The following is a 24,677-nucleotide window of genomic DNA, read 5'->3' as shown; positions in this document are numbered from 1 at the left end:
TTCACAATCTAAGTGCGTGTGGTTTGGGTATTTAATGAATTGAGAATTGGGCAACTAATCGGAGAATGACTGCTGGAAATGCTTGGTAGTATGTCTAGCGTTTATTGCGTGCTGATGTTACCTGATTTGTCTAATTTTTTGAAGCAGGAGAGAGACGTTTGTCGAAGATTGTGCTGTGTCGACCACGGGGTGGCTTAAATGACACTTTATGTCAGATAGAACGCTGTTGGCGCTATTGTATTGATTACAATCGAAAGCTTATTCTTGATTCTTCTGCTTCTGGCTTGCTTGATGATTTTTTTAATTATTTTGAGCCGCGCGATAATGAGATAATATATGCAGGGCCTGAATGGTTAAAAAAAATCATATTGTTCTTATCGTCAAGGAGAATGAGCAAGAAATATTATATTGATCTTTGGGCGAAGCTATGTAGCACAGTTCGTTCTATCACCCTTAGTCCTGACCAGCGTTCTCTTGATAGTAATTACTTAAGCAAAAGAGAAACCTTCAACATGGAAGTGCCGCATGAAAAGAAAATTTTGATCCATCATATGGCTGGTGGTGGTGATAAATCTATTCAATGTTTAGAGCGGCTTAAGTTCACAAAAAGGGTATCTGATGAAATTATCAATCGTCTCAGTAAGATTGAAAAATCCTACTCAGCTGTCCATATCAGAAACACTGACTACCAAACGGATTATGTGCCATTTTTTGAAGACATTGCCCCTAAAGTAAAGGGTAAAAATCTGCTCATTTGTTCTGATGATCATGCTTGTATTGATTATGCGAGAAAATATTTTGTAGACAGTCGTATTATGATTACTTCCACTATTCCTGATACTGATGGAAAGCCATTGCATAGCAATAAGAATTTAGACCGTTATCAAACAAATCTGGATGCTCTGGTTGATCTGGTTGCTCTGTCATTAAGCGATGAGCTTCATGTCTGTTCGCATGATAAAGGGGAATTATCTGGATATTCCATGCTTGCTAAGAATTTGAATTCTCAAAAAGAACTTGTTTGGGAGCTGTTGAGACAAAACTGAGGGGAAATTTTGGAGAAAAAGTTGAACCCAAGGGTGTCCGTCATCAGACATTTATGGACAGATGATTGCTTAACTTAAGTGAGAGTTTCAGCTCATCTTTCTGTTTATATTAAGCGGCATGGTTGCGGTATTGCAAGCGCCGTTGATTGATTGTGTTTTGTTTAATCCTTTCTCTTTCCATTAAAATTGTCTGCCCACGTCCAAAGTACACATCAGCGGGTGTGAGGTTCTGAAGGCTCTCGTGGTATCGATGGTTATTGTAATGATCGATGAACTTTCCAATCTGTTCTTTGAGATCGCTTGGAAGGAAGTAGTTCTCCAACAGAATGCGATTCTTGAGGGTTTGATGCCACCGTTCGATTTTACCTTGCGTTTGCGGGTGATATGGAGCGCCACGAACATGATCCATACCCTTGTCATCTAGCCATTCTGCTAATTCACTTGCAATGTATGAGGCGCCATTGTCAGACAGTAATCGTGGTCGATGTTGAACATTAACTTGATCACAACCTGAAGCAGTCAAAGCCAGTTCCAACGTATCAGTGACATCACTGGCCTTCATCGTTGTGCAGAGCTTCCATGCAATCACATAGCGACTATAGTCATCGAGGATTGTCGATAGGTAGAACCAGCCCCAACCAATGATCTTTAAATAGGTGAAGTCTGTTTGCCACATCTCGTTTGGTGCCGTGGTTTTATCCTTGAACTCATTTGCAGCCTTGATAACAACAAACGCTGGACTGGTAATGAGGTCATGGGCTTTGAGAAGCCTGTACACACTGGCTTCTGACACAAAGTATTGCTGTATGTCTGTAAAACGTACAGCAAGTTCTCGTGGCGATAATTCAGGTTGCTCTAGTGCAAGATCAATGATCAGTTCTCTCATATTATCAGGAATACGGTTCCAAACTCGCGTATGCATAGGAGCCTTGTCTTCAAGTGCATCAACACCACCAGATTGATACTTGTCGTACCACAAGTAAAACGTTGAACGAGGAATACCTAATCGATCTAACGTTTGTTTTGCAGGAAGATGTGATTGTTCAACCAATCTAATAATCTCAAGCTTCTCAGTTGCAGGGTATCTCATTCGTCGTCTCCCCCATCCATGAACATGCTTTTTTTGAGAAGACGTAATTCTAATGCCTGCTCAGCAACAACTTCCTTGAGGTCACGAGATTCACGGCGAAGTCCTTTAACTTCATCAGTATTAGCTTCGCGCATGGTGTCACCAGCAAGGCGTTTCTTCCCGGCTTCCATGAACTCTTTGGACCATGAGTAATATTGGCTTTGTGCAATACCTTCTTGGCGGCACAACTCAGCTATGCTGTCATCGCCACGAAGACCAGCAAGCACAATGCGTATTTTATCCTCGGAGGAAAAGCGTCTTCGTGTCTGGCGTTTTATATCTTTTACAACTCGATCTGCATCGTCTGTAAATCGTTCGTTCTTTCGTCTCATCATTAGCTCCTTGATAGCTATGATGAGCCAAAAGCACTCCCTTAGGCAACTAGCACAATCTGTCCATTAGGCGTTGATGACTTACAGTTCGCACAATGATGAAGATCATTACGGCGGCCTCGCTGATTTGCTGGATTCTTCTCAAGATGAAGAACTTGATTGTTCAGAAGTAAGGGTTGAAAAATTCTATCATGCCGGGTTGTCGTGGTGGCGGACTCCCACTCAAAACAGATTCTTGGGCTCAACTACGAAGTCTGGTTCAAAACGCTATTATACTGACCTTCTCACTTCTAGAAACAAAGCTGTCAGCCAATTGAAGCCAAGTTCCAATCCACAATTGCAGGGAATGTGGGCACGTTTCATCAATAAAGTTACAAAGACCAAAACTAAATCTGGTGGAAACACCCCATTCCAAAGGCTTAGTCATTCCGAAGGCAACCTGAATGATCTGAATGCAAACGGGCTAACTTTTAATGTGCTTGGGCCTGTGGAAAAAAATACGTCAGACGGCCCAGGGTTAGTAAGGTATCATGCATCAAAAACTGGTCAGAGTACTAATGGACACAGTGTTCTTCTTCGTGTTGATTACCATGGGGTTCGCGTGCTGCTGACCGGTGATTTGAATCAACGAAGTCAGCATGCATTGTTGGACGCATATAGTGGAAACGAAAAAGCATTCCATGCAGATATTGCTAAAGCCTGCCACCATGGAAGTGATGATGTTTCGTATGAATTCCTTGCTACCATTAAGCCAGCAGTTACAGTGATTTCATCTGGTGATGCAGAGGGACACGATCATCCACGACCATCTATTGTCGGTGCCAGTGGAATTACTGGTTATCTTACAATTAAAGATGATAAAATACTGACACCATTGGTGTATTCGACAGAACTAGCTCGAAGCGTAAGCTTGGGCGATCCTGATAAACTTACTGTTCCCAAAGATGGTGGAGGGAAGCGCAATTTGACAGGTGACAATCTGACAGCGTCACGAGTGTATTACAAAGAACAAAAACCTGGCGCACTTAGACCTGAAAAGAAATCACGTTCGATGGGATACACATATGTTGTTGCAGGTCAGGTCTATGGACTGGTCAATGTACGCACTGATGGTGATAAAATACTTTGTGCAACGATGAACGAAGGGAATGGGACCTGGCAGATAAAGGTAACGAATGGTCGGTTTCAATAACTGGTGCAATGTAGAATTGCTAGTATTAATTATAAGTTGTATTTCGACTAAAGTGAAGTCTCTTGGCGGCATCTTTCAAACCGAACGGCCCTTATCGGACATCGATCAAGCTACCCCGATGCTGCATTAGCAGCCTGCATTTTGGACGTTCATAGTACGCGCAGCGAATTAAAAAGACTATAAAAACTCCTCACCGTTCTTTTGGCTGGGTTATATGCCTTCGCCGACGCATATTGAGCATAGCGTCTGGCGAACAACATTGCACCGGAGAGCTTGATATTTATTGCAGTAATTAAGCTGCAATCGGCTTGAACTTCTGATATCTTTACCCAAGAGCTGCATCAAAAGTCGAAGGAAAAAATGCTAAATTTAGTTAAGCATCTCAATGAGCCAGAGACGGTTATTTTTGTTGGTTCAGGAGTTTCCCGTTGGTCAGGCCTTCCTTCTTGGGAAGGGATGATCGCAGAGTTGATTGATTTCCTCGAAGCCGCTGGGAAAAGTGCGGACTTGGTTCGCGATGAGCATAAAAATGGCGAGTTACTGCAAGCCGCAAGCTACGGATTTGATCAACTAACCCAACAGCAAATAGGCGAATTTATTCGCCAGTCTTGCCGCTACGGTACGGCCAAACCCGATGATATCCACCGAAAGATTGTAGAACTGGGACCGACAAGCTTTGTGACGACGAACTATGACAACCTTCTAGAAGAAGCCTTGCGCACTTTTAAGCAAAGTACTTTTTTCCCACCACCAGTTACTAATCGACATCTCACCGAAATGGCGACGTTGGCCCAATCTAAGAAATCGGGATTTGTTTTCAAGCCTCATGGTGATGCATCTGATGCACAAAGCATCGTCCTGACCCGCGAACAGTACCGCAAACTATTGCCCCAGGGAGAATGGAACCGAGCGCTGGAAACCCTGAAGACTTTGATGATTAGCCGACCAGTTCTTTACGTCGGCTTTGGATTGAGGGACCCGGATTTTATTTATTTGAGGGATTTGCTGGCGAACACTTATGAGGGCGCCGTCCGAGATCATTACGCCATACTGCCAAACATGACTGAAGAAGAAATCAACTATTGGAGACGCTCTTACGGGATCCACATTCTCAATTATAAAACAACAACCGATGATCAGGGCAAGGTCTCACATGAAGGTCTCTTAGTCGCCCTAGATCAACTGAAAGAACAACCCGTTAAAAAAGTAATTGAGGAAGAGCAGGAAGCCGAAAACGCGGAATTCGAGTTGGCGCTTTTGAGGCACGCTTCTCGTCTTGCCCGTGTTAAGAGTTCCAACGACAAAATTCCAATTGGTGTGGAGAAACAGTCTAAGCAGGAGCGGAAATTTTCCCGAAAATATTGGAGAAATAGCTTCCGAAATGTTGATGAGTTGCTGGTTTATGGACCGCAGAGAACGCTGCTTGTTGGCCTACCTGGGGCGGGTAAGACCCACTCGCTCAATTTCGCCGCTGCAGAGCTGTCAAAACAACTTCAAGAAGCCAGCATGGGAGCAGAAGCCGACATCAAAGAGGTTGCCATCCCGGTTGTAGTGGACATGAAACAGTACGATGGCGACCTATGGAGCCTTGCGGATAATACTCTTCCAGTTGGAATTTCACTGGAACAACTCATAAGTCACTTCAAGGTGAAGATATTTGTCGATTCCTTTAACGAGATGCCCAAGAAATATTGGACGGATGCAAAATATGAAGATGACTTGGGAAAATTCATAAAACGGGTAGAAAACGCATCTTTGGTTTTTGCATCTAGGACATCGTACGGCATACCTGAGCATGATTTTGAAGTTTACACGTTGTCGAGTATTGATGGAAAACTTGCAGAAAAGGCCCTGTTAGATAAAGGGTTTCTTCTTGATGGAGATTTTCGACGGGAAATGGTTGATCTAATAAGTAGGCCCTTCTTCTATCGCCTGCTACAGGACAATAAAATAGATGTTGGCAGTTCAGCAAATCCAAGATCCGTTTTTGTTCGAATGTTCGAAGGATTGAGCGAGCGGTTCAGGGAAAGATTTCAAAATTCCCTTGATTTGACTACAATATTGGAGCGCATAGCCTTTGACACGATGAATGCGGGTACCGAGTACTTTAACTTCACAAGTCTTGAAGCAATAACTTTAGGCGAACTTGAAGGGTCCGAGAGCGACGCATCAGCGGCAGAAGAGATTATCAACTGGCTTATTTCTCAGGAAGTGCTTCAACCATTGCCAAAAAGAAGATTGGCGTTTTTTCACCAATCGGTCACTGAATTTTTGGCTGCTTCTCATTTAGCATCTGTGTATGAACAGGATCCATCAGTTCTTAAGGAAGTTTTACGTTTCCGTAGATGGGATCAGGCCCTTATGCAGATTACGGCTCTGCTTCCAGAAGAGAAATCTGATCAGTTATTAGATGAAATTCTCAATTTAGATCAAAGACTTGCGTTGTCTTCTTGTAAGTACTTGGAAGAAAATCGCGATCAGGTAATTCTCTCCGTTTTGGAGAAATGCATTGAAAGCCATGATGCGGGCTCTTCCGAAGACCTAGAACTTGGATGGGCCATTGAGACCGATCTGCCGTTGAACTCTCATCACATTCCCGTACTTAGACAATTTGTGGAAAAACGTGGTTCGCTTGGCGGTTCCGCTGCCCTGAGATTAGCGATGATACGGGGTTCCGATGAAAAACCAATGCTTCTGGAACTACTTCTGGAAGGCGAGAGAGACTATAATTTCTTGGCAAACGGCGTGGGCAAAGCGCTTTCTAAACTAGTCACTAACGATGATCTTGTAGTTATTGCAAATTGGGTGGCTGAGAACTCAAACCAGACGAACGACGTTGAGGCCACGACTACTTCGATCGCTTATGCACTTTCCGAATTACCTGAAAAGGACGTTCTGGATTGTCTGGCTCCTTCTCTCAAAAAAGGGACTGTTTCATCTTTGGCGGCGGGTATTCTGTGCGACATTGGCTATGAGAAAAAAACACAAGCATGGCTAGACATCTACTTTCGTTTACTTCCAATAGAGACCCATGACGCTTGTGTAGCTATTCATTTTATTCTTTGGCGAGGAAACAGCCTCTCTCTAGACGGCATCAAAGGGAAAGAGCTCGATTGCATTATCCAATCGATAAGTGACGGAGACGGTTTCGCTCTTTTAGCTCTCGTAGATATTTGTCGCCATTCAGGGACTTGCTCCCATTTAGTTGAAGAAAAAGCTAAAGATTATGCGGGTTTAAAGGCTGCACTATTCATGTATTGTTCATGCCCTGACAGAACTGACGCAGTGTTTGATGTCATCGAGAATGCGTTGGATGGAACTATTTCTCTTGGGGATGAGTTGCCTTCCTTGGAGGGTGTCGAGTTGGACTGGGACGGCCACAAAGACCTACTTCTCAAAGTTCTACGGTCAAAAAATAGGCGTTTAATTGAAGCTGTTTTGCCAAAAGGCATACCTACTGAATTTGCGAACCTTGGGGATGTGGATTTTGGCGACATTTTGGAACTTCTGGATTATGTAGAATCGGAAAAACCTTCAATCGACAACGGTTTTGATTGGTTCTGTGATCAGCTTGCGTCGTTCATAGGTTGCCACGGCGATCTGAAAACAACGCATCGTTTGATCGCTATTCTCGCCGATGACGGCTCAAAGCACCGAACAACAGTTTCAAAGAAGATACTTCCTTTTTGTGAGAATGTGACATTGTCAGATATGCCGGAAAGCGCGTTATCCTATTTACTTTCTGAAATGAGGGAGCCAAATCCGCATGGGTGCAAAGGGTTTCTAATAGCTGAAGTCGCCGACGAAGATTTTGTACAGGAGCGTCTTTTGCCTTTGCTGACAGATGTCGAAGATCTTTTCCAATGCAACCTAAGAGAGGTTTTAGAGCATGTTGGCCAGCGCCATGGAAGGCGCTACTTGGCCTGATCTTCCGCGAACGAACACTTTCCATTCGGCGGGTGTTTGTCTCGCAACTGCAGCAAACGTCCGCTTCCCCCCCCCCTTCGTTTTTAAGACAATTTAGAAAACTCATAGCAACTTCGAAAAAATTTAACGCAAAGATTGATTGCTATTTGATTGCTAGAACTTTTTTCAAAGCAATAAATTTTATCTAACTCATTGAAACAATTGGTGCACCCGACAGGATTCGAACCTGTGGCCTCTGCCTTCGGAGGGCAGCGCTCTATCCAGCTGAGCTACGGGTGCCGATTTGCTGATTAGCTTGGGTCTTTTACAGGAACGTAAGGGGTGGGGCAATTGAAGAAATTGACTTTGAACCAAACATTTTGAATGCACGGTATTAAGTGACACCATTTGTCTTTATTCGTGCCCTATATTCCATCGTTGAATGAATAATTGGCTACCGCAATCATTAAATGATTAAAAATTAGGCAATTTAATTTTGTCAGCCTAAATAATAGTCATAAATAATTTCTCCTGTGGCGCGAAATTGCTCATTTGCATAAAATTTAGCGAGCCTTTTTTCAGAAAAATCATTTAACTTGTTGTTAGTAAATGGATTTTTTATTTTCACGTATCTTGGTGTCGGTTTGGCATAGGCCTTGCTGTTTAGGGGGTAATTCCAAACTGTTCCAGGGAGAAAATAATGACTGGTTTTACAAAAATACTAAAAACTACCGCAATAGCATCACTCTTGGCTGCAACGGCATTCACGCCGGCTCATGCTGAAGACACAATCAAGGTGGGCATTCTGCATTCCTTGTCCGGCACTATGGCTATTTCTGAGACGACATTGAAAGATGTCATGTTGATGCTCATCGAAGAGCAAAACAAGAAGGGCGGCGTTTTAGGTAAGAAGCTAGAGCCTGTTGTTGTGGATCCTGCGTCTGATTGGCCGCTCTTTGCTGAAAAAGCACGTGAGCTCCTTTCTGTTCATGAAGTCTCTGCCGTATTCGGTAACTGGACATCTGTTTCGCGCAAATCTGTTCTGCCTGTTTTTGAAGAGCTGAACGGTATTCTTTTCTACCCTGTTCAATATGAAGGTGAAGAAAGTCAGCGTAATGTGTTTTATACAGGCGCTGCCCCTAATCAGCAGGCAATTCCAGCCGTTGATTACCTTCTTGAAGAGGAAGAAGTAGAACGTTGGGTTTTGGCTGGTACAGACTATGTCTATCCGCGCACAACTAATAAAATTCTTGAAGCATACCTTAAAAGCAAAGGTGTTGCTGCCGAAGATATCATGATCAACTACACACCGTTTGGTCATTCAGATTGGCAAACAATTGTCTCTGACATCAAAACTTTTGGTTCTGCTGGTAAGAAAACCGCTGTTGTCTCCACCATTAATGGTGATGCTAACGTTCCTTTCTACAAAGAGCTTGGTAACGCGGGCATCAAAGCGGAGGATATTCCAGTTGTTGCCTTCTCTGTTGGCGAAGAAGAGCTCGCCGGTCTTGATGCAGGCCCACTGGTTGGTCACCTTGCGGCATGGAATTATTTCCAGTCTGTTGAGACAGAAGCAAATGGAAAGTTTGTGGAACAATGGAAAGCCTTTATTGGTGACGAAAAAGAAGTAACCAACGACCCAATGGAAGCGCATTACATTGGCTTTAATATGTGGGTTAAGGCTGTTGAAAAAGCGGGCACGACAGATGTTGATTCCGTGATTGATTCAATCGTTGGTGTATCGGTTCCAAACCTGACAGGTGGTCTTGCGACAATGATGCCAAACCACCACATCACTAAGCCTGTGCTGATTGGTGAGATTCAGGAAGATGGTCAATTTGAAGTTGTGTCTGAAACAGATGGTCTTGTTGTTGGTGATGCTTGGTCAGATTTCTTGCCTGATTCAAAAGATTTGATTGCAGATTGGCGTGCACCTATGTCATGCGGTAACTTCAATGTTGCTGCTGGTAAATGTGGCGGCAAAGGTACATAAACTTAAAACTGTTGACGGTATTGATGGGCAGGCTTGTATCTAAGCCTGCCTATTGTCATGTAAATTATTTTTGAAATGGCGTATCCCATGAAAGCCCTTTTAGTATTGAGGCTTATTTTTTTGTCTGTCGTCTTGTTGATACAGGGCACGGGCCTTAGCTTTGCCGATGAAGCAGATATACGCGATTTGATTGCAGGCTTTGCGGAAGCTAAGAAGTTTTCTCAAGTTGAAACAATTGCAAATGATCTGGCTGCGACCGGTGACCCTTCTGTCGTTACCGTGCTTCGCGCACTGCAAGACGGCAAGCTAAAGTTTTCAAAGAATGATAAATCTGTCGTCATCCATGATGATGCGGGCAAGCGATTGCTTGATCCTATAACAGGAAATGAGCTTGGGCCGGATGCTGGCGTGAAGCTTAAAAAAGTAAAAACCAAAAATTCGCTACGCCGTAAAATAGGCGCCATGCTTTCTGGCCTGACCTTGCGCGCAAAAGATCGCGATGTGCGGCTGAAGGCGGCCAAAACGATTTTTGCCTCAGCCGACAAAAGCCAGTTGGACGTTTTGACCTCTGCCATTGAAGAAGAGAGTGATGACGAGGTGAAAACGTTGATGCGCGAGGCGCAGGCCGCGATATTGGTCACTCATTCTGATGATGAGGCAGCCCGCCTTAAAGCCATTGATACTTTGGCTTCGCGCGGTGATCAGGCGATGCTGGCGCTTCTCAATAATGTATCGAAAAATTCTGACGGAGCGGTGAAAGACGCAGCGCTTGCCTCGATTGCGAAGATAGAGTCATCGCTTGCTACATGGCGGGCAGGGCAAAATATTTGGTATGGCGTGTCGCTTGGCTCAGTCTTGTTCCTTGCCGCGATCGGTCTTGCTATCACCTTTGGTGTTATGGGCGTCATCAATATGGCGCACGGTGAAATGGTGATGATCGGGGCTTATACAACCTTTGTGGTGCAAGACATTATTCGCACTTCCGCGCCGCACCTTTTTGATTATTCTCTTGTCATCGCGCTACCGATGGCTTTTCTCGTTGCCGGTTTTGTCGGGCTTTTGATGGAACGCTGCATTATTCGGTACCTTTATGGTCGCCCGCTTGAAACTCTGCTTGCGACATGGGGTGTGTCATTAATCTTGCAGCAGGCTGTTCGCACGATCTTTGGTCCAAACAACCGCGAGGTGGGCAATCCTTCTTTCATGTCGGGCGCATTTGAGCTTGGTGAAATGGCAATCACGTGGAACCGGCTTTGGATTGTTGTTTTTGCGATTGTGGTCTTTGCTATTTTGCTGGCGGTTCTTAACCGGACAAGCCTTGGCTTGAAGATGCGTGCTGTGACGCAAAACCGGCGCATGGCGTCTGCGATGGGTATTCGCACGCCGTGGGTGGACGCAATGACCTTTGCGCTTGGTACAGGCATCGCCGGTATTGCGGGTGTGGCGCTCAGCCAGATTGATAATGTCTCGCCAAACCTTGGCCAGTCTTACATCGTTGATAGTTTCATGGTTGTGGTTTTTGGTGGTGTTGGAAATCTGTGGGGCACCTTCATCGGAGCGCTCACACTTGGGGTGGCTAATAAGTTTTTGGAGCCTTATGCGGGTGCAGTGCTTGCCAAAATCTTTGTTCTTGTCTTCATCATCTTATTCATTCAGCGGCGGCCGCGTGGCCTGTTTGCTCTTAAGGGAAGGGCCGTTGAGCAATGATGACCCGCTTCCTTATCAGTGGTTTTGGCGCGCGCGCGGTATCGGTCACCTTTTTCTTGTTGATCTTTGCAGCGCTCATTGTGCCGCTTCTCAATTTATTTGTGCCGCCAGAAAACCCATTGCACATTCCCGACTATTTGGTGCCGCTATTGGGTAAATATCTAAACTATGCGCTTCTTGCCTTAGCGCTTGATCTTGTGTGGGGGTATTGCGGTATTTTGTCGCTGGGCCACGGCGCATTTTTCGCGCTTGGTGGTTATGCGATGGGCATGTATTTGATGCGCCAGATTGGGCCGCGCGGTGTTTATGGCGACCCAATTTTACCGGATTTCATGGTGTTTTTGAACTGGGATGAATTGCCTTGGTTCTGGTCGGGTTTTGACAACTTCGGATTTGCGATGCTGATGGCGCTTTTTGTGCCGGGTTTGTTGGCGTTTGTTTTTGGCTGGTTTGCGTTTCGCTCACGGGTGACGGGCGTTTATCTTTCCATCATCACACAGGCAATGACCTATGCGCTTTTGCTTGCGTTCTTCCGTAATGACATGGGCTTTGGTGGCAATAATGGCCTGACAGATTTTAAAGATATTTTGGGCTTTTCTATTCAGGCGCAAGAAACACGGGCAGGGCTGTTTGCCGCAAGTGCGATTATCTTGGCGATTTGTCTCATCGTGTGTTCCGCGATTGTGCGCTCGAAATATGGCAAGATTCTTACAGCTGTGCGCGATGCGGAAAATCGGACACGTTTTTTGGGATATCGACCAGAGAACATCAAGCTTTTTGCCTTTGTCGTCTCTGCCATTATGGCAGGCATTGCCGGTGCGCTTTATGTGCCGCAGGTGGGCATTATCAATCCGAGCGAATTTCAGCCAGCTAATTCAATCGAGGTGGTTGTCTGGACGGCTGTGGGTGGGCGCGGCACCTTAATCGGGCCGATTATCGGGGCGATCTTTGTCAACTTTGGCAAGAGCTGGTTTACCGGTGCTTTGCCAGAATATTGGCTGTTTGCGCTGGGTGCTTTGTTTATTTTCGCAACGCTCTTCTTGCCGAAAGGCATCGTTGGCCTGTGGCGTGATGTGTCAGGACGGTTGAAGCAAAAGAAGAAGCCGGATGCAGCCGATCCTAAACCAGAACCAGCGGAATAGAGGCAGTCATGGCAGATAAAAATAGCCTTTTATATCTTGATGGTGTGTCGGTTTCGTTCGATGGTTTCAAAGCGATCAATAACTTGTCGCTTTATCTCGAAAAAGGGGAGATGCGGGCGATCATCGGGCCAAATGGCGCGGGTAAAACAACCATGATGGATATCATAACTGGCAAAACTCGCCCCGATGAAGGCGAGGTATTTTTCAATGGTGAAATTGATCTGACCAAACATGATGAGGCTGAAATTGCGACATTTGGTATTGGCCGCAAATTCCAAAAGCCGACGGTCTTTGAAACGCAGACGGTTGAAGATAATTTGCTGTTATCGTTGAAAGGTGAACGGCGTGGCGTGCCCGCTTTATTCTATCAATCGAATGAGCCGGACGAGGAACGGATTTCTGAAATTCTTGACATCGTGCGCCTAAAAGACAAGCGCACAGACCTTGCCGCCAATTTGTCGCATGGTCAAAAGCAGTGGCTAGAGATAGGCATGTTGGTGGCGCAGGATCCAAAGCTGCTTCTTGTTGATGAGCCGGTTGCGGGCATGACGGATGCCGAGACGGTTGAGACCGCGCGGCTTTTGCGTGATCTTGCCCAAACTCATTCGGTGATTGTGGTTGAGCACGATATGGATTTTGTCCGCGCTCTTGATGTGAAGGTGACGTGCCTGCATGAAGGTTCTGTGTTGGCTGAAGGGACACTTGATCATGTAAGTGCCGACCAGCGCGTTGTTGATGTGTATTTGGGGCGTTGAGATATGTTGAAAATTGAAAATGCCACTTTGCATTATGGAGCCGCTGAGGCGCTGCGCGGTGTATCTATGGAAGCGGAAGAGGGCAAGATTACCTGCCTTTTAGGGCGCAACGGCGTGGGTAAGACAAGCCTCATTCGCTCAATCGTTGGCCATCATCCGCTTACCTCAGGCAGTGTGAGCATGAAGGGGGCAAACATCACGAAAGCGGCGAGCTATGATCGTGCGCGCGCGGGCATTGCCTTGGTGCCGCAGGGGCGTGAAATTTTTCCGCTTTTGAGCGTGAAAGAAAATCTGGAGACAGGTTTTGCGCCTTTAAAGGGCAAAGACAAACATGTGCCGGATTATGTGTTTGAGCTTTTTCCGGTTTTAAAAGAAATGTTGGCACGGCGCGGGGGCGATCTTTCAGGTGGTCAACAACAACAGCTTGCCATTGGCCGAGCGCTTACCATGCGACCGAGCGTGATTGTGCTGGATGAGCCGACGGAAGGCATTCAGCCGTCGATCATCAAAGACATTGGTCGCGCCATCCGCTTTTTGCGCGATGAGTTTGGAATGACGATTTTGCTGGTTGAGCAATATCTCGATTTTTGTCGTGAGCTTGCCGATAAGGTTTATGTCATGGACAGAGGCCGGATTATCCACGAGGGCGAAGCCGCCATTTTGGATGATGAGGCTGTGCGTGCGGATTTGACCGTCTAACCTCTCGCCATGGGCGCTTCGCTGCGCTATGACAGACTTATGTCACAGATTGAATCACTCTTTGTTACCCGTCTTTACCGTGCCGCGCTTAGCGAATTTGGCAAGGCGATTGATGCTGATGAGCTTGAAGCGTCATGCTTGTCTATCGCGGAAGATGATGTTGCGGGACAAGAATGGTGCGAGGAAAATGATTTTCCTGGTTATACGAGTTATGCCTCATTGGCTGACCTTGGTTGGCGGTTTCCGATTTTCAAAGATCTGGTCAAGGTGCTCGATAAACATGTGGCGGTTTTTGTCAAAGACTTAGACTTTGATCTGGGTGATAAGAAAATCAAGCTCGACAGCCTATGGATCAATATTTTGCCAACCGGCGGGGTCCATACCTCGCATTTGCATCCCCATAGCGTGATCAGTGGCACCACTTATGTGACGATGCCTGAGGGCGCAAGCGCGATTAAGTTTGAAGACCCGCGCATGGCGATGATGATGGCAGCTCCCCCGCGCAAGACCAAAGCACGGCCGGAATTACGCAATTTCATTTATGCCGCACCTGAGGCTGGTGAGGTGTTATTATGGGAAAGTTGGCTGCGCCACGAGGTGCCGATCAATATGGCCGATGAAGACCGTATCAGCGTGAGTTTTAATTACGGTTGGGAATAAGCATGATTTGCATCAGCTCAAGTGATTTGCAGGTTATTGCGATGGTGATTTATGAATAGCGCGATCTCACTTAGCGAAGCCTTTAAAGCGTTTGCCAAAATTGGTATTTTGTCCTTTGGCGGCCCTGCGGGTCAGATTGCTTTGATGCACCGTGTTATTGTTGATGAAAAGCGCTGGCTCACCGAGCAGCAATTTCTCAATGCCTTGTCTTTTTGTATGCTCTTGCCAGGGCCAGAGGCGATGCAGCTTGCGACTTACGCGGGGTGGCGGTTGCATGGAATTTTGGGTGGTTTGATCGCTGGCTTGTTGTTCGTGCTGCCCGGTGCTTTTGTTATCATGGTGCTGGCTGCCACTTATGCGTTGGTTGGTGATGTGCCGCTTGTGACAGCAATTTTTCTTGGTGTGAAAGCTGCTGTTGTTGTTATTGTTATTGAGGCTTTGGTGAAGGTCTCGAAAAGAGCGCTGAAGCGATTTGATTACTGGGTGGTGGCGGCGCTCGCCTTTATTGGTATCTTCTTCTTGGCGCTACCGTTCCCGTTTATAATTGTGATTGCAGCGCTTTATGGTGCCGTACGAATTGACACCTCGATTGATGATGTATCGCTGGTAGAAAAGGTCGTGTCTAGCCGGACTTTCAAGACCATCGGATTATGGCTCGTCATCTGGTGGGCGCCTCTTTTGGCATTATGGGCGTTCGCACCAGATAGTGTCCTTTCGGATATAGGGTTTTTCTTCTCGAAACTGGCGGTTGTTAGTTTTGGCGGTGCCTATGCCGGGCTTGCTTATATGGCGCAGGATGTGGTGAGCGGCTTTGGCTGGCTTCAGGCGGGTGAGATGATGGATGGGCTTGGCCTTGCGGAGACGACACCCGGCCCGCTTATACTGGTAACCGAATTCGTGGGCTTTTTGGCCGCCTTCAAACAAGGCGGTCTTGCGCTCGGTGTAGCTGGCGGGATTGTCACTTTATGGGTTACTTTTGCACCGTGTTTTTTATGTATTTTTGCTGGCGCGCCCTATGTTGAATGGATCTCATCGCAACCGCGCTTGAGAGGGGCTTTAACTGGTATCACGGCGGCGGTCGTTGGTGTGATTTTAAACCTGACAGTGTGGTTTGCCTTGCATGTTTTTTTTGCTGCCACCGAGACAAAGCAAATAGGTGTTTTCAAAGTGCTCACGCCTGATATTGCATCATTGGATTGGCGTGTTCTCGTGTTGTCTATCGTGAGTTGTATTATGCTACTTGTCTTGCATCGAGGCATACTGATGACACTGGCCGTTGCAGCGGGCCTTGCTGTTGCTATGCATTTTTTGGGATTTTGATTATATAAAACAGGATCAGGATAAGAAATCCTGACCCTGTTCTACTTCAACGGACAGGGGAGAGTCTGTCGTTAAGCTGCTGCGAATTGGTTCATTGTGTTATCTTCACCAGCCGCTTTGAGGGCAGCGTCGCCCGCAAAATATTCTTTATGGTCATCACCCATATCTGAGCCAGCCATATTTTGGTGCTTGACGCAGGCAATGCCTTCACGGATTTCTTTGCGCTGGACGCCCTTTACATAACCGAGCATGCCCTGATCGCCGAAGTATTCTTTGGCTAGGTTGTCTGTGGACAAAGCCGCTGTGTGATAGGTTGGCAATGTGATGAGATGATGGAAGATGCCCGCTTGATCTGCGCTATCGGCTTGGAATGTACGAATACGCTCATCCGCTTCAGCAGCCAATTCAGTGTCATCATAATCAACACTCATTAAACGGTCGCGGTCATAGGCGGATACGTCTTTGCCTGCTTCAACCATGGCATCATAAGCCTGCTGGCGGAAGTTCAATGTCCAGTTGAAGCTTGGAGAGTTGTTATAGACTAGTTTTGCATGGGGGACCGTCTCGCGGATTTTGTCGACCATCTCTTTGATTTGACCGATGTGTGGTTTTTCAGTTTCAATCCACAATAAGTCAGCACCATTTTGCAAAGAAGCAATGCAATCGAGAACACACCGATCAACGCCAGTGCCTTCACGGAACTGGAAGAGGTTTGAAGGAAGACGTTTTGGACGAAGTAATTTGCCATCACGGTTCAAGACAACGTCGCCATTTTTCATGTCAGCGGGTGCGATTTCTTCGCAATCAAGGAACGAGTTATATTGATCACCAAGGTCGCCCGGCTCGTTAGACACGGCGATTTGTTTCGTAAGGCCAGCACCCAATGAATCTGTACGGGTTACAATAATGCCATTGTCGATACCAAGTTCAAGAAAGGCGTAACGCACGGCACGAACTTTCGCGAGAAAGTCTTCGTGTGGCACTGTAACTTTGCCGTCTTGGTGACCACATTGTTTTTCGTCTGACACTTGATTTTCGATTTGGAGGCAGCAAGCGCCGGCTTCGATGAGCTTCTTGGCAAGAAGATATGTGGCCTCTGCATTGCCAAAGCCCGCGTCGATATCAGCGATGATTGGCACGACGTGCGTCTGGTAGTTGTCAATTTCATTTTGAACGGAAGCTGCTTTAAATTGATCGCCTGCTGCGTGGGCTGCATCAAGATCACGGAAGAGTCCGCCAAGTTCGCGCGCATCAGCTTGACGCAGGAATGTATACAGTTCTTCGATGAGGGCTGGAACTGATGTTTTCTCATGCATGGACTGATCTGGGAGGGGTCCGAATTCTGACCGAAGGGCAGCAATCATCCATCCTGAAAGGTAGAGATAGGAGCGATCGGTTGTATTAAAATGTTTTTTGATGGAAATCATCTTCTGTTGACCGATGAAACCATGCCAGCAACCAAGCGACTGGGTGTATTTGCTTGTATCTGCGTCATAGGCAGCCATGTCGCGGCGCATAATATCGGCAGTATATTGCGCAACATCGAGACCAGTTTTGAAGCGGTTTTGCAAACGCATGCGTGCAACGTTTACAGCATTAATGTCAGCCCACGACGTGCCATTGGTTTCTATAACGCTTGAAGCTGCATCAATTTCTGTTCTGTAAGTCATGGTATTCTCCATTCGATGACTGAGATTGTAAATTATTTTACAACTGAGAAAATTTAGTAAGTTTTACGATGAGTGCTCGTCGTTGACTTACAAATTCTATCTTCTCTCTAGCTCAGAATAATGGCTAAGACACTTGATTTATTGAGGTTTATATGAAGATTCGTGTGTATCTGTGTGGCGCATACAGGTGCTAATTGTGCGTTTGTAAATTTATTTACAAGTGCGCCATGCTCTGTAATTATTTTCGATTAATGAAGAAAATATCGATGAGCTTGTGATATCTGCCGAAGTAAATTGTTGTGAGATAAAAATGGTGCCCGGAGGCGGATTTGAACCACCGACACGCGGATTTTCAATCCGCTGCTCTACCAACTGAGCTATCCGGGCGTATTCAGCTAACAATCTGTTTTGCTGAGGTCAGAATTTTCATCCTGAGATGCGCCTTATAGAGGCTTCGACAAAGGCTGTCCAGTACCTCCAATGATGATAGAGAAAAGAATTTTCGTTAATGGAAAATGTCAGTGAATACAGGTGATTATGATTTATTCCGGTTGCTCATTATCATTGACAGGGTCGCTTGGTGTCGTTTGATCTTGAGCGGGAACGGCATAAGAGCCATTTAGCCACCGGTTTAAATCAACATCTCTGCATCTTTGTGAGCAAAAAGGTGCGTCCTCTTTGATCGCTTTATCACCGCAAATAGGGCAGGTCGCGGATTTTTCCGCCATCAATCATGTCCCAACCAACTGAAATGTACAGGATAGCCTTCGCCAACCAGCATGGCGACTGTTTCATATAATGGTAGGCCGACCACGCTTGAATAGGAGCCGACCACCTTTACAACGAAAGCGCCAGCTAGGCCTTGTATCGCATAACCGCCTGCTTTACCGCGCCATTCACCAGAGGAGAGATAAGCTTCGCTTTCCAATGTTGAGATGCGTTTCATGCGGACGCGGGTTTCAACGAGTTTATGAACCACCTTGCCGCCCGGTGTGATGAGGCACACAGCGGTAAAAACACGGTGCCCACGACCTGAGAGCTGTCTGATGCTATCGGACGCCTGATCGATAGTTTCTGCTTTTGGTAATATCAAGCGGCCACGAGCAACAACTGTGTCAGCGGCCAATATATAGGCGCCCTCACGCCTGCCATCACGTGTTGCTTGGCGTGCAGAGACGTCGGCTTTGGTTTTGGCTAGTCTGCGCGCGAGATCTTTTGGAAGTTCCTTGCGATGCGGTGTTTCGTCAATGTCTGCCGGTATCAAGTGATCCGGTTCAACATTCACTTGCTGCAAAAGCTGTAGGCGTCGCGGAGAGGCGGAAGCCAGAATAAGGGGGGGCTTGGAGCGGTGCTCGACCATCCATATCGCTCCGGTTCGGCGTTGCGCTTATTTAAAGCGGTAGGTGATACGACCTTTAGTCAGGTCATAGGGTGTCATTTCAACGAGAACTTTATCGCCAGCCAGCACACGAATGCGATTTTTACGCATGCGTCCTGCAGTATGAGCAATGATCTCGTGATCATTTTCCAGCTTTACGCGGAATGTTGCATTTGGAAGGAGTTCGCTGATTACACCAGGAAACTCAAGCATTTCTTCTTTAGCCATTCTAATCCTTAAAATCTTAGATGCTGTGTTTGGTGCACTGCTATGCCCCATTTTTTCGAAAAACTATAGAAAAACTTGGCAAATGTGAACCATCTCATGCAGTTTTAGACAATGATATTGATTAACGCGCACATATTAGGCACAAATCAGCCGCTAAATCGCTGCGTTATGCTTTTAATGAGCGCATCTCTCACTGCTCTATAGGCATCGAGTCGCTGTTCACGCTTTCCTGTTGCCAGCGTTGGATCTTCGGTCGGCCAGAACTCCATAACAGAGCCGTTGGTCGCCATAATGTCTTCTGCCTTGTGTTTTGCTTCATCTGTGAGTGTGATGGTTAAATCGAAATTGCCATCGTTTAGTTCTTCAAAAGTGTGAGGGTAGTGGGTTGAAATATCGATACCGAACTCATTCATGACGGCTTTTACAAAAGGGTCATTCTCACCTTTTTGAATACCGGCGGAACGAGAATAAATGATGTGTGGATAGAGTGTGCGCGTGATAGCGGCGGCCATTGGGGAGCGTACTGCATTCATGGTGCAAACAAAAAGAACTGAGCTTGGAGCGTCATCATTGGGTGTGGCAGGTTGCAGGTGATCCATAATTTCTGCCCTTATCTTTTCTGCTGCAAGGCGCATAACAGCGTGAAAAGGCGTCGCGCCGTATCAAAATCAACTTCTACTTTACCGGAGAGGCGGTCCTGTAATTTCTCTGAGCCTTCATTGTGGATGCCACGACGGGCCATGTCTATTGCCTCTATTTTTCCCGGTGTGGCAGAGCGAATGGCGGCATAATAGCTCTCACAGATCATGAAATAATCTTTGATGATCGCGCGAAATGGGGTCATGGACAGAATATGGGTGATGATATCACTGCGGCCTTCTTCGCCTATTTCCATCACGAAGCGACCGTCAAGATTTGAGAGTTTGAGTGTATAGGGCCCGCCATCATGTTTGGTGGGGCGAAAGTCGTTTTCTTCCAGAATATCAAAAATAGCGATGGAGCGTTCCTGCTCGACATCAGGCGTGGCACGACCAATCGAGGCTTCATCTAGCACAACGCTGATAAGCCTAGTTTTTTTATCTTTAGATGCGGAGCTGGCCATTTTCTCGTATTTGCCATAGTTTTGATCAGGTTTTTATAAAGATATGCTTTTCTTAAAAATTCAAGCGAATGCTGACAGACTTACCGTGTGCGTCAAGCCCTTCTGCTTTCGCAAGGTCTACTGCCGCTGGTCCAATCGCGCGTAGTTGGTCTGGCCCGCATTTCAAAAGTGAGGTGCGTTTTACAAAATCCATCACAGATAAGCCCGATGAGAATCGCGCTGATCTGGCTGTGGGCAAGACATGATTTGAGCCTCCAACATAATCGCCTATGGCTTCTGGTGTGTATGCGCCGATAAAGATGGCGCCTGCGTTACGGACAGAATTTGCGAAGTCATCAGCGTTTTTTATTGCGAGTTCCAAATGCTCAGGCGCTATGCGGTTCGTGATGTCGAGTGCATTGTTCACATTATCAATTTCGATAATGGCACCATATGTCTCCCAGCTTTCGCGCGCGATGTCCTCGCGGGGCAGGGTTTTGAGTTGCTGCTCAACAGCCGCAATGACCGCTTCGCCAAATTCTGCGTCATCTGTAATTAAGATGGATTGTGCGGCAATATCATGTTCGGCTTGTGCCAAGAGGTCAACGGCAATCCAATCAGGATTATTGTTGCCATCTGCGATCACGAGTACTTCTGAGGGGCCGGCGATCATATCAATGCCGACCGTACCAAAAACGCGGCGTTTGGCGGCAGCGACAAAGGCATTGCCGGGGCCGACGATTTTTGAGACGGGGGCAATGGTGTTTGTGCCATAGGCAAGGGCTGCAATGGCCTGTGCGCCGCCAACGCGGTATATTTCATCAACGCCTGCAAGATCTGCTGCAGCAAGCACAAGTGGGTTTAACGTGCCGTGCGGTGTTGGCACTACCATTACAAGTCGCTCGACGCCAGCCACTCTTGCTGGGATGGCATTCATCAAAACAGAGCTTGGATAACTCGCTGTGCCGCCGGGCACATAAAGCCCCACTGATTCAAGTGCTGTCCAGCGTGAACCCAGCTCAACACCGATTGCGTCGGTATAGCGATCATCGCGTGGTTTTTGTCGCTGGTGATGCGATTGGATGCGGTTGGCGGCAAGTTTAAGGGCGGCATAGGTATCTGCGTCCACTTGAGTTTTTGCGGCTTCAATTTCGGCTGGCGATACTCTGATGCCGCTTTTTGACAGATCAACATTGTCAAATTTAAGCGTCAGCTCCACCAAGGCCTTGTCGCCATTGGCGCGGACATTTTCAATTATATCGCGTACAATAGTATCAACATCTTCCGATACCTCTCGTTTTGTTCCAAGAAGGGTCTGAAAATCTGCTTCAAAGCTATCGTCTTTGGTGTTGAGGCGAAGGACCACCCGTTCGCTCCTTTTGTAAGAATTTACATAAGAATGGGAGTTGTAGCGTTTTTTATGCCTGAGTCCATAAGTGGCTTAATGTTAAGCGTCTTTATGAGATATTTTAATCTAGATCATGTTGAGGGCGCGAGGCCGTTTCCCATGCGCCGCCAAGATCACTGAGTTGTACTTCAATGCAATCAACAATCAATCTTATCACGCCATTGTCTGAAAAAATTAGATCGATTGTGCCTGCTGGTTTATCTGTGGGTAGAAATTGAATGGCCAGCAAATTTAAAATGGCATCAGGGGCATCTTGTCGGATGTTGTGTTTTTGAACTTTGGTGACGCGATCGAAATGCAGTGCTGTGCGACGACGTTCGTTTGCAATTTGTCCGAAGCGGCGCTTTCCTTTGTTCCAAACAAAACGATTGAGCGCTATGCCAAAGCGTCCTTCTTTCGAAATGTATTTAAGATCATCAACCCTCATAACGGCATCTTGTAGATGAGCAGACAGGATGCTTAGATCCTCTTCATCTAGAGCTACGAGTTTTAATAAATCGGATGCAGCATTAGCCATTACTTATTCCTATGTGAAATCATTCACGCGTCAATTCTTGCAATAAATAGAACAGTATAGAAATAAATAAAAGAGCGAAGTGACCGAGGGGGGCTGGATCACTTCGCTTTTATGCAACCTAGTAGGGCAAATCTAGGCTGCTGGGCTTGTGTGTGACTAACTCCTGTCATGCTGAATAAATGACTTTTCATTTCTTCGAGCAATCGTAATCAGTCCATATAACGTTATTATGATACTTGTTATCAAGACAACGGACAGAATGATGAGATTTATTTTGGCTTGTCCGGTAACAACCATAATAAGAATTAAAAGACCCAAAACAACTGGCATAGTTACTTGTAACTTTGTCATGTTGTTATCCTTGATCTAACATTCGTGTCCGTCACTCTGATAAACAACATGTGGGAACTCGTTTGCTTGTTTGCAAGGGTTTATGCAGTATTTTTTATGTGGCGCTGCCGCTGCAGCCAGTATTTTTTAAAATTTGTTGGTGACATAATATTTGGTGCTGCTAGAAACTGCTCACAGTTGGCTTTATATCAAGCTGATATTTGTTGCACTTGCACAGAGTAATCACTTTAGGAATTTTATGCCGCGCGAATCAAATCAGAAAACTGAAGCCGCCGCCGCCGCGTACTTTTTTCAAGACGTTAGCTCACTGCAACTTGTGCGCCGTTTGATCATGGAAAATTTCAACACCTACGCAAAAAGATATGCTGCGGCATTGTTCTTTATGGTGATTGTAGCTGGCATGACCGCCCTTAGCGCCTGGATCATGCGTGATATTATTGAAAGTCTCTTTATCGATAAAGATTTTAATAAGATCAAAATCGTGGCGTTGGTGGTTGTGAGTATTTTTCTGATCAAAGGGGTGTCCAGCTACTTTCAGATTATTCTGTTATCGCGAGTTGGCAATGATATCGTCGCCAGCATACAAATGCAGCTCTACGAGAAGATAGTAAGACAAGGTGGTGATTTTTATATTCGCTATCCTTCTAATGATCTTGTTACTCGTATCAGTAGTAATGCGCAAAGCGCTCGCAAAGTAATCGACGTTTTGGTGGTGAGTTTTGGTCGCGATCTTTTGACATTGATTGGCCTTGTGATTGTCATGATAATTCAAGATTGGGTTTTAGCGCTCACCGCCCTTCTTGTTGCCCCACCAATCATTCTTCTTGTCTCCAGCTTTGTGAGGCGCGTGCGTAAAGTTGCCAAGCAACAGTTTATATCAAGCACATTGATTATTAGCGCCATGCAGGACACCCTCAGGGGCATTACGATCGTTAAATCTTTCGGTATGGAAGATACATTGACGAAGCGTATGTTTGAAGCTGTTGATGATGTGCGTCGTCGTAACAATAAGATTGCTGAACTATCCGCCCGTACCAGCCCTGTGATGGAGTCCTTTGGCGGAATTTGTATTGGCGTTTTGATACTTTATGCTGGATGGCAAGTAAGCACGGACAGCAATGCGCCTGGCGAGTTTATGGCATTTTTGACTGCAATGCTGCTTGCCTATGATCCCGCAAGACGTCTTGCTCGTATGCATATAGGTCTTGAAGCAGGCCTTGTTGGTGTGCGGCTTATGTATGAGATACTCGATGGTGAATTGCTCGTTACAGATAAACCTAATGCGCCAGCACTCACGGTCTCTAAAGGTAAAGTTGTGTTGCGTGATGTTGATTTTACCTATCGTGCAGATCCCGATAAAGACCTGCGTGTTTTTAACGCGCTCAATCTTGTCGCTGAAGGTGGAAAAACCACAGCATTGGTTGGACCATCGGGTGGTGGCAAGACAACAATCATTAATCTTATCCAGCGGTTTTATGATGTTGAAAATGGAGTTATTGAAATTGATGGCAATGATATTCGCTCAGTTAAGCTTGAAAGCTTACGCGAAAATATAGCCTTCGTTAGTCAGGATACATTCTTATTTTCTGGCAGTGTCTATGAAAACATCTTGGCTGGACGCGCAGGCGCCAGTGCTGCAGATGTTGAGGCGGCCGCTCGTGATGCCAATGCTCATTCGTTCATTGAACAGTTGGAACACGGATATGAAACGCCACTGGGTGAAAATGGGGCTAGTCTTTCAGGTGGCCAAAGACAACGTATTGCGATTGCACGGGCCATCTTGAAAAATGCGCCGATTGTTCTGCTGGATGAAGCGACATCCGCGCTCGATACTCAATCCGAAAAGCTTGTTCAAGAAGCCTTTGAAAGATTGAAAAAAGGCAGGACAACATTAGTCATCGCGCATCGTTTATCCACGATAAGAAATGCTGATTGTATTCACGTTATACAAGATGGCAGGTGCGTTGAGAGCGGAAGCCACGAAACCCTTATGAGAGATGGGGTTACTTACAAAGCCTTGCATGAATTGCAATTTCAAGGTGTAAGCTCTGATACGTCTATATCTTAATATATGGCTTTATAAAGCCATTAAATAAAGAGCACTTTTACACCTTATTAGGGCTTATGTTTTAATGATAGGCAAGTGGCTCTCTTTTTTAAAAA

20 protein-coding genes and 2 tRNA genes are annotated in these 24,677 nt (G+C 46.1%); 11 read left to right on the top strand and 11 right to left on the bottom strand.

What is annotated here, in order from left to right; translation table 11 throughout:
* The first annotated feature begins 158 nt into the window (after positions 1-158).
* On the top strand, positions 159-1,046 hold the full coding sequence (locus tag ABJ081_04810; GenBank protein ID MEP6355982.1) for a hypothetical protein: 888 nt from the start codon (positions 159-161) through the stop codon (positions 1,044-1,046).
* A 109-nt stretch (positions 1,047-1,155) separates the two neighbouring features.
* Here ABJ081_04810 and ABJ081_04805 read toward each other — a convergent pair.
* Positions 1,156-2,507 (bottom strand): IS3 family transposase gene (locus ABJ081_04805; protein ID MEP6355981.1). Its coding sequence is split into 2 segments (ribosomal slippage): positions 1,156-2,171 and positions 2,171-2,507, totalling 1,353 coding nucleotides; the frame shifts between segments, so codons are not numbered across the junction.
* A gap of 76 nt (positions 2,508-2,583) precedes the next feature.
* Between ABJ081_04805 and ABJ081_04800 the strand changes: the two genes are divergently transcribed.
* Both ABJ081_04800 and ABJ081_04795 read left to right on the top strand, forming a co-directional pair.
* A complete protein-coding gene (locus ABJ081_04800) occupies positions 2,584-3,699 on the top strand; it encodes a hypothetical protein (protein ID MEP6355980.1) in 1,116 nt (371 codons plus the stop codon).
* Positions 3,700-4,059: 360 nt separating this feature from the next.
* A complete protein-coding gene (locus ABJ081_04795; GenBank protein ID MEP6355979.1) occupies positions 4,060-7,626 on the top strand; it encodes an SIR2 family protein in 3,567 nt (1,188 codons plus the stop codon).
* 202 nt (positions 7,627-7,828) lie between these two features.
* Here the strand turns inward: ABJ081_04795 and ABJ081_04790 are convergent.
* Positions 7,829-7,905: transfer RNA gene (locus ABJ081_04790), tRNA-Arg, on the bottom strand.
* Positions 7,906-8,305: 400 nt separating this feature from the next.
* Here ABJ081_04790 and urtA point away from each other — a divergent pair.
* The 7 genes from urtA to chrA all read left to right on the top strand — a co-directional run bounded on the left by urtA (position 8,306) and on the right by chrA (position 15,881).
* Positions 8,306-9,598, top strand: a complete 1,293-nt coding sequence (gene urtA, locus ABJ081_04785; protein ID MEP6355978.1) for an urea ABC transporter substrate-binding protein — start codon at positions 8,306-8,308, stop codon at positions 9,596-9,598.
* Between the two features lie 87 nt (positions 9,599-9,685).
* Positions 9,686-11,305 carry an urea ABC transporter permease subunit UrtB gene (gene urtB, locus ABJ081_04780; GenBank protein ID MEP6355977.1) on the top strand — a complete coding sequence of 540 codons (1,620 nt, stop codon included), beginning with the start codon at positions 9,686-9,688 and terminating at the stop codon, positions 11,303-11,305.
* Positions 11,302-12,447: an urea ABC transporter permease subunit UrtC gene (gene urtC, locus ABJ081_04775; GenBank protein ID MEP6355976.1), complete on the top strand. Its 1,146-nt coding sequence runs from the start codon at positions 11,302-11,304 to the stop codon at positions 12,445-12,447. The genes urtB and urtC overlap by 4 nt, the downstream gene beginning before the upstream one ends.
* An 8-nt stretch (positions 12,448-12,455) precedes the next feature.
* Complete coding sequence (gene urtD / locus ABJ081_04770; GenBank protein MEP6355975.1) at positions 12,456-13,202, top strand: urea ABC transporter ATP-binding protein UrtD; 747 nt, start codon at positions 12,456-12,458, stop codon at positions 13,200-13,202.
* 3 nt (positions 13,203-13,205) lie between these two features.
* On the top strand, positions 13,206-13,901 hold the full coding sequence (gene urtE / locus ABJ081_04765) for an urea ABC transporter ATP-binding subunit UrtE (GenBank protein ID MEP6355974.1): 696 nt from the start codon (positions 13,206-13,208) through the stop codon (positions 13,899-13,901).
* 39 nt (positions 13,902-13,940) lie between these two features.
* Positions 13,941-14,561, top strand: coding sequence for a TIGR02466 family protein (locus tag ABJ081_04760; GenBank protein ID MEP6355973.1), 621 nt, complete (start codon positions 13,941-13,943; stop codon positions 14,559-14,561).
* Between the two features lie 51 nt (positions 14,562-14,612).
* Entirely contained in the window at positions 14,613-15,881 is a 1,269-nt protein-coding gene (chrA, locus tag ABJ081_04755) for a chromate efflux transporter (protein ID MEP6355972.1), read from the top strand.
* A 71-nt stretch (positions 15,882-15,952) separates the two neighbouring features.
* On the opposite strand, the gene ABJ081_04750 is transcribed toward chrA, so the two are convergent.
* The 9 genes from ABJ081_04750 to ABJ081_04710 form a co-directional block, all read right to left on the bottom strand.
* Complete coding sequence (locus ABJ081_04750) at positions 15,953-17,551, bottom strand: isocitrate lyase (protein ID MEP6355971.1); 1,599 nt, start codon at positions 17,549-17,551, stop codon at positions 15,953-15,955.
* A 311-nt stretch (positions 17,552-17,862) separates the two neighbouring features.
* A tRNA-Phe gene (locus ABJ081_04745) sits at positions 17,863-17,938 on the bottom strand.
* Positions 17,939-18,093: 155 nt separating this feature from the next.
* Positions 18,094-18,279, bottom strand: coding sequence for a DNA gyrase inhibitor YacG (gene yacG, locus ABJ081_04740; GenBank protein ID MEP6355970.1), 186 nt, complete (start codon positions 18,277-18,279; stop codon positions 18,094-18,096).
* Positions 18,279-18,911: a Maf family nucleotide pyrophosphatase gene (locus ABJ081_04735; protein MEP6355969.1), complete on the bottom strand. Its 633-nt coding sequence runs from the start codon at positions 18,909-18,911 to the stop codon at positions 18,279-18,281. The genes yacG and ABJ081_04735 overlap by 1 nt, the downstream gene beginning before the upstream one ends.
* A gap of 27 nt (positions 18,912-18,938) precedes the next feature.
* A complete protein-coding gene (gene infA / locus ABJ081_04730; GenBank protein ID MEP6355968.1) occupies positions 18,939-19,157 on the bottom strand; it encodes a translation initiation factor IF-1 in 219 nt (72 codons plus the stop codon).
* A 146-nt stretch (positions 19,158-19,303) separates the two neighbouring features.
* The gene (locus ABJ081_04725; protein MEP6355967.1) at positions 19,304-19,756 is read right to left on the bottom strand and encodes an arsenate reductase ArsC; all 453 of its coding nucleotides are present in this window, start codon (positions 19,754-19,756) and stop codon (positions 19,304-19,306) included.
* A gap of 11 nt (positions 19,757-19,767) precedes the next feature.
* On the bottom strand, positions 19,768-20,259 hold the full coding sequence (locus tag ABJ081_04720; GenBank protein ID MEP6355966.1) for a UPF0262 family protein: 492 nt from the start codon (positions 20,257-20,259) through the stop codon (positions 19,768-19,770).
* Positions 20,260-20,311: 52 nt separating this feature from the next.
* On the bottom strand, positions 20,312-21,604 hold the full coding sequence (hisD, locus tag ABJ081_04715) for a histidinol dehydrogenase (GenBank protein MEP6355965.1): 1,293 nt from the start codon (positions 21,602-21,604) through the stop codon (positions 20,312-20,314).
* A 103-nt stretch (positions 21,605-21,707) separates the two neighbouring features.
* A complete protein-coding gene (locus ABJ081_04710) occupies positions 21,708-22,163 on the bottom strand; it encodes a DUF2948 family protein (protein ID MEP6355964.1) in 456 nt (151 codons plus the stop codon).
* 589 nt (positions 22,164-22,752) lie between these two features.
* Here ABJ081_04710 and ABJ081_04705 point away from each other — a divergent pair.
* Positions 22,753-24,582 carry an ABC transporter ATP-binding protein gene (locus ABJ081_04705; protein MEP6355963.1) on the top strand — a complete coding sequence of 610 codons (1,830 nt, stop codon included), beginning with the start codon at positions 22,753-22,755 and terminating at the stop codon, positions 24,580-24,582.
* Positions 24,583-24,677 lie beyond the last annotated feature (95 nt).

This window comes from Hyphomicrobiales bacterium (assembly GCA_039989895.1).
Taxonomy (GTDB): domain Bacteria; phylum Pseudomonadota; class Alphaproteobacteria; order Rhizobiales; family JACESI01; genus JACESI01.
The sequence above is the reverse complement of the archived record's forward strand: the minus strand, read 5'-3'. Positions and strand labels throughout refer to the sequence as shown.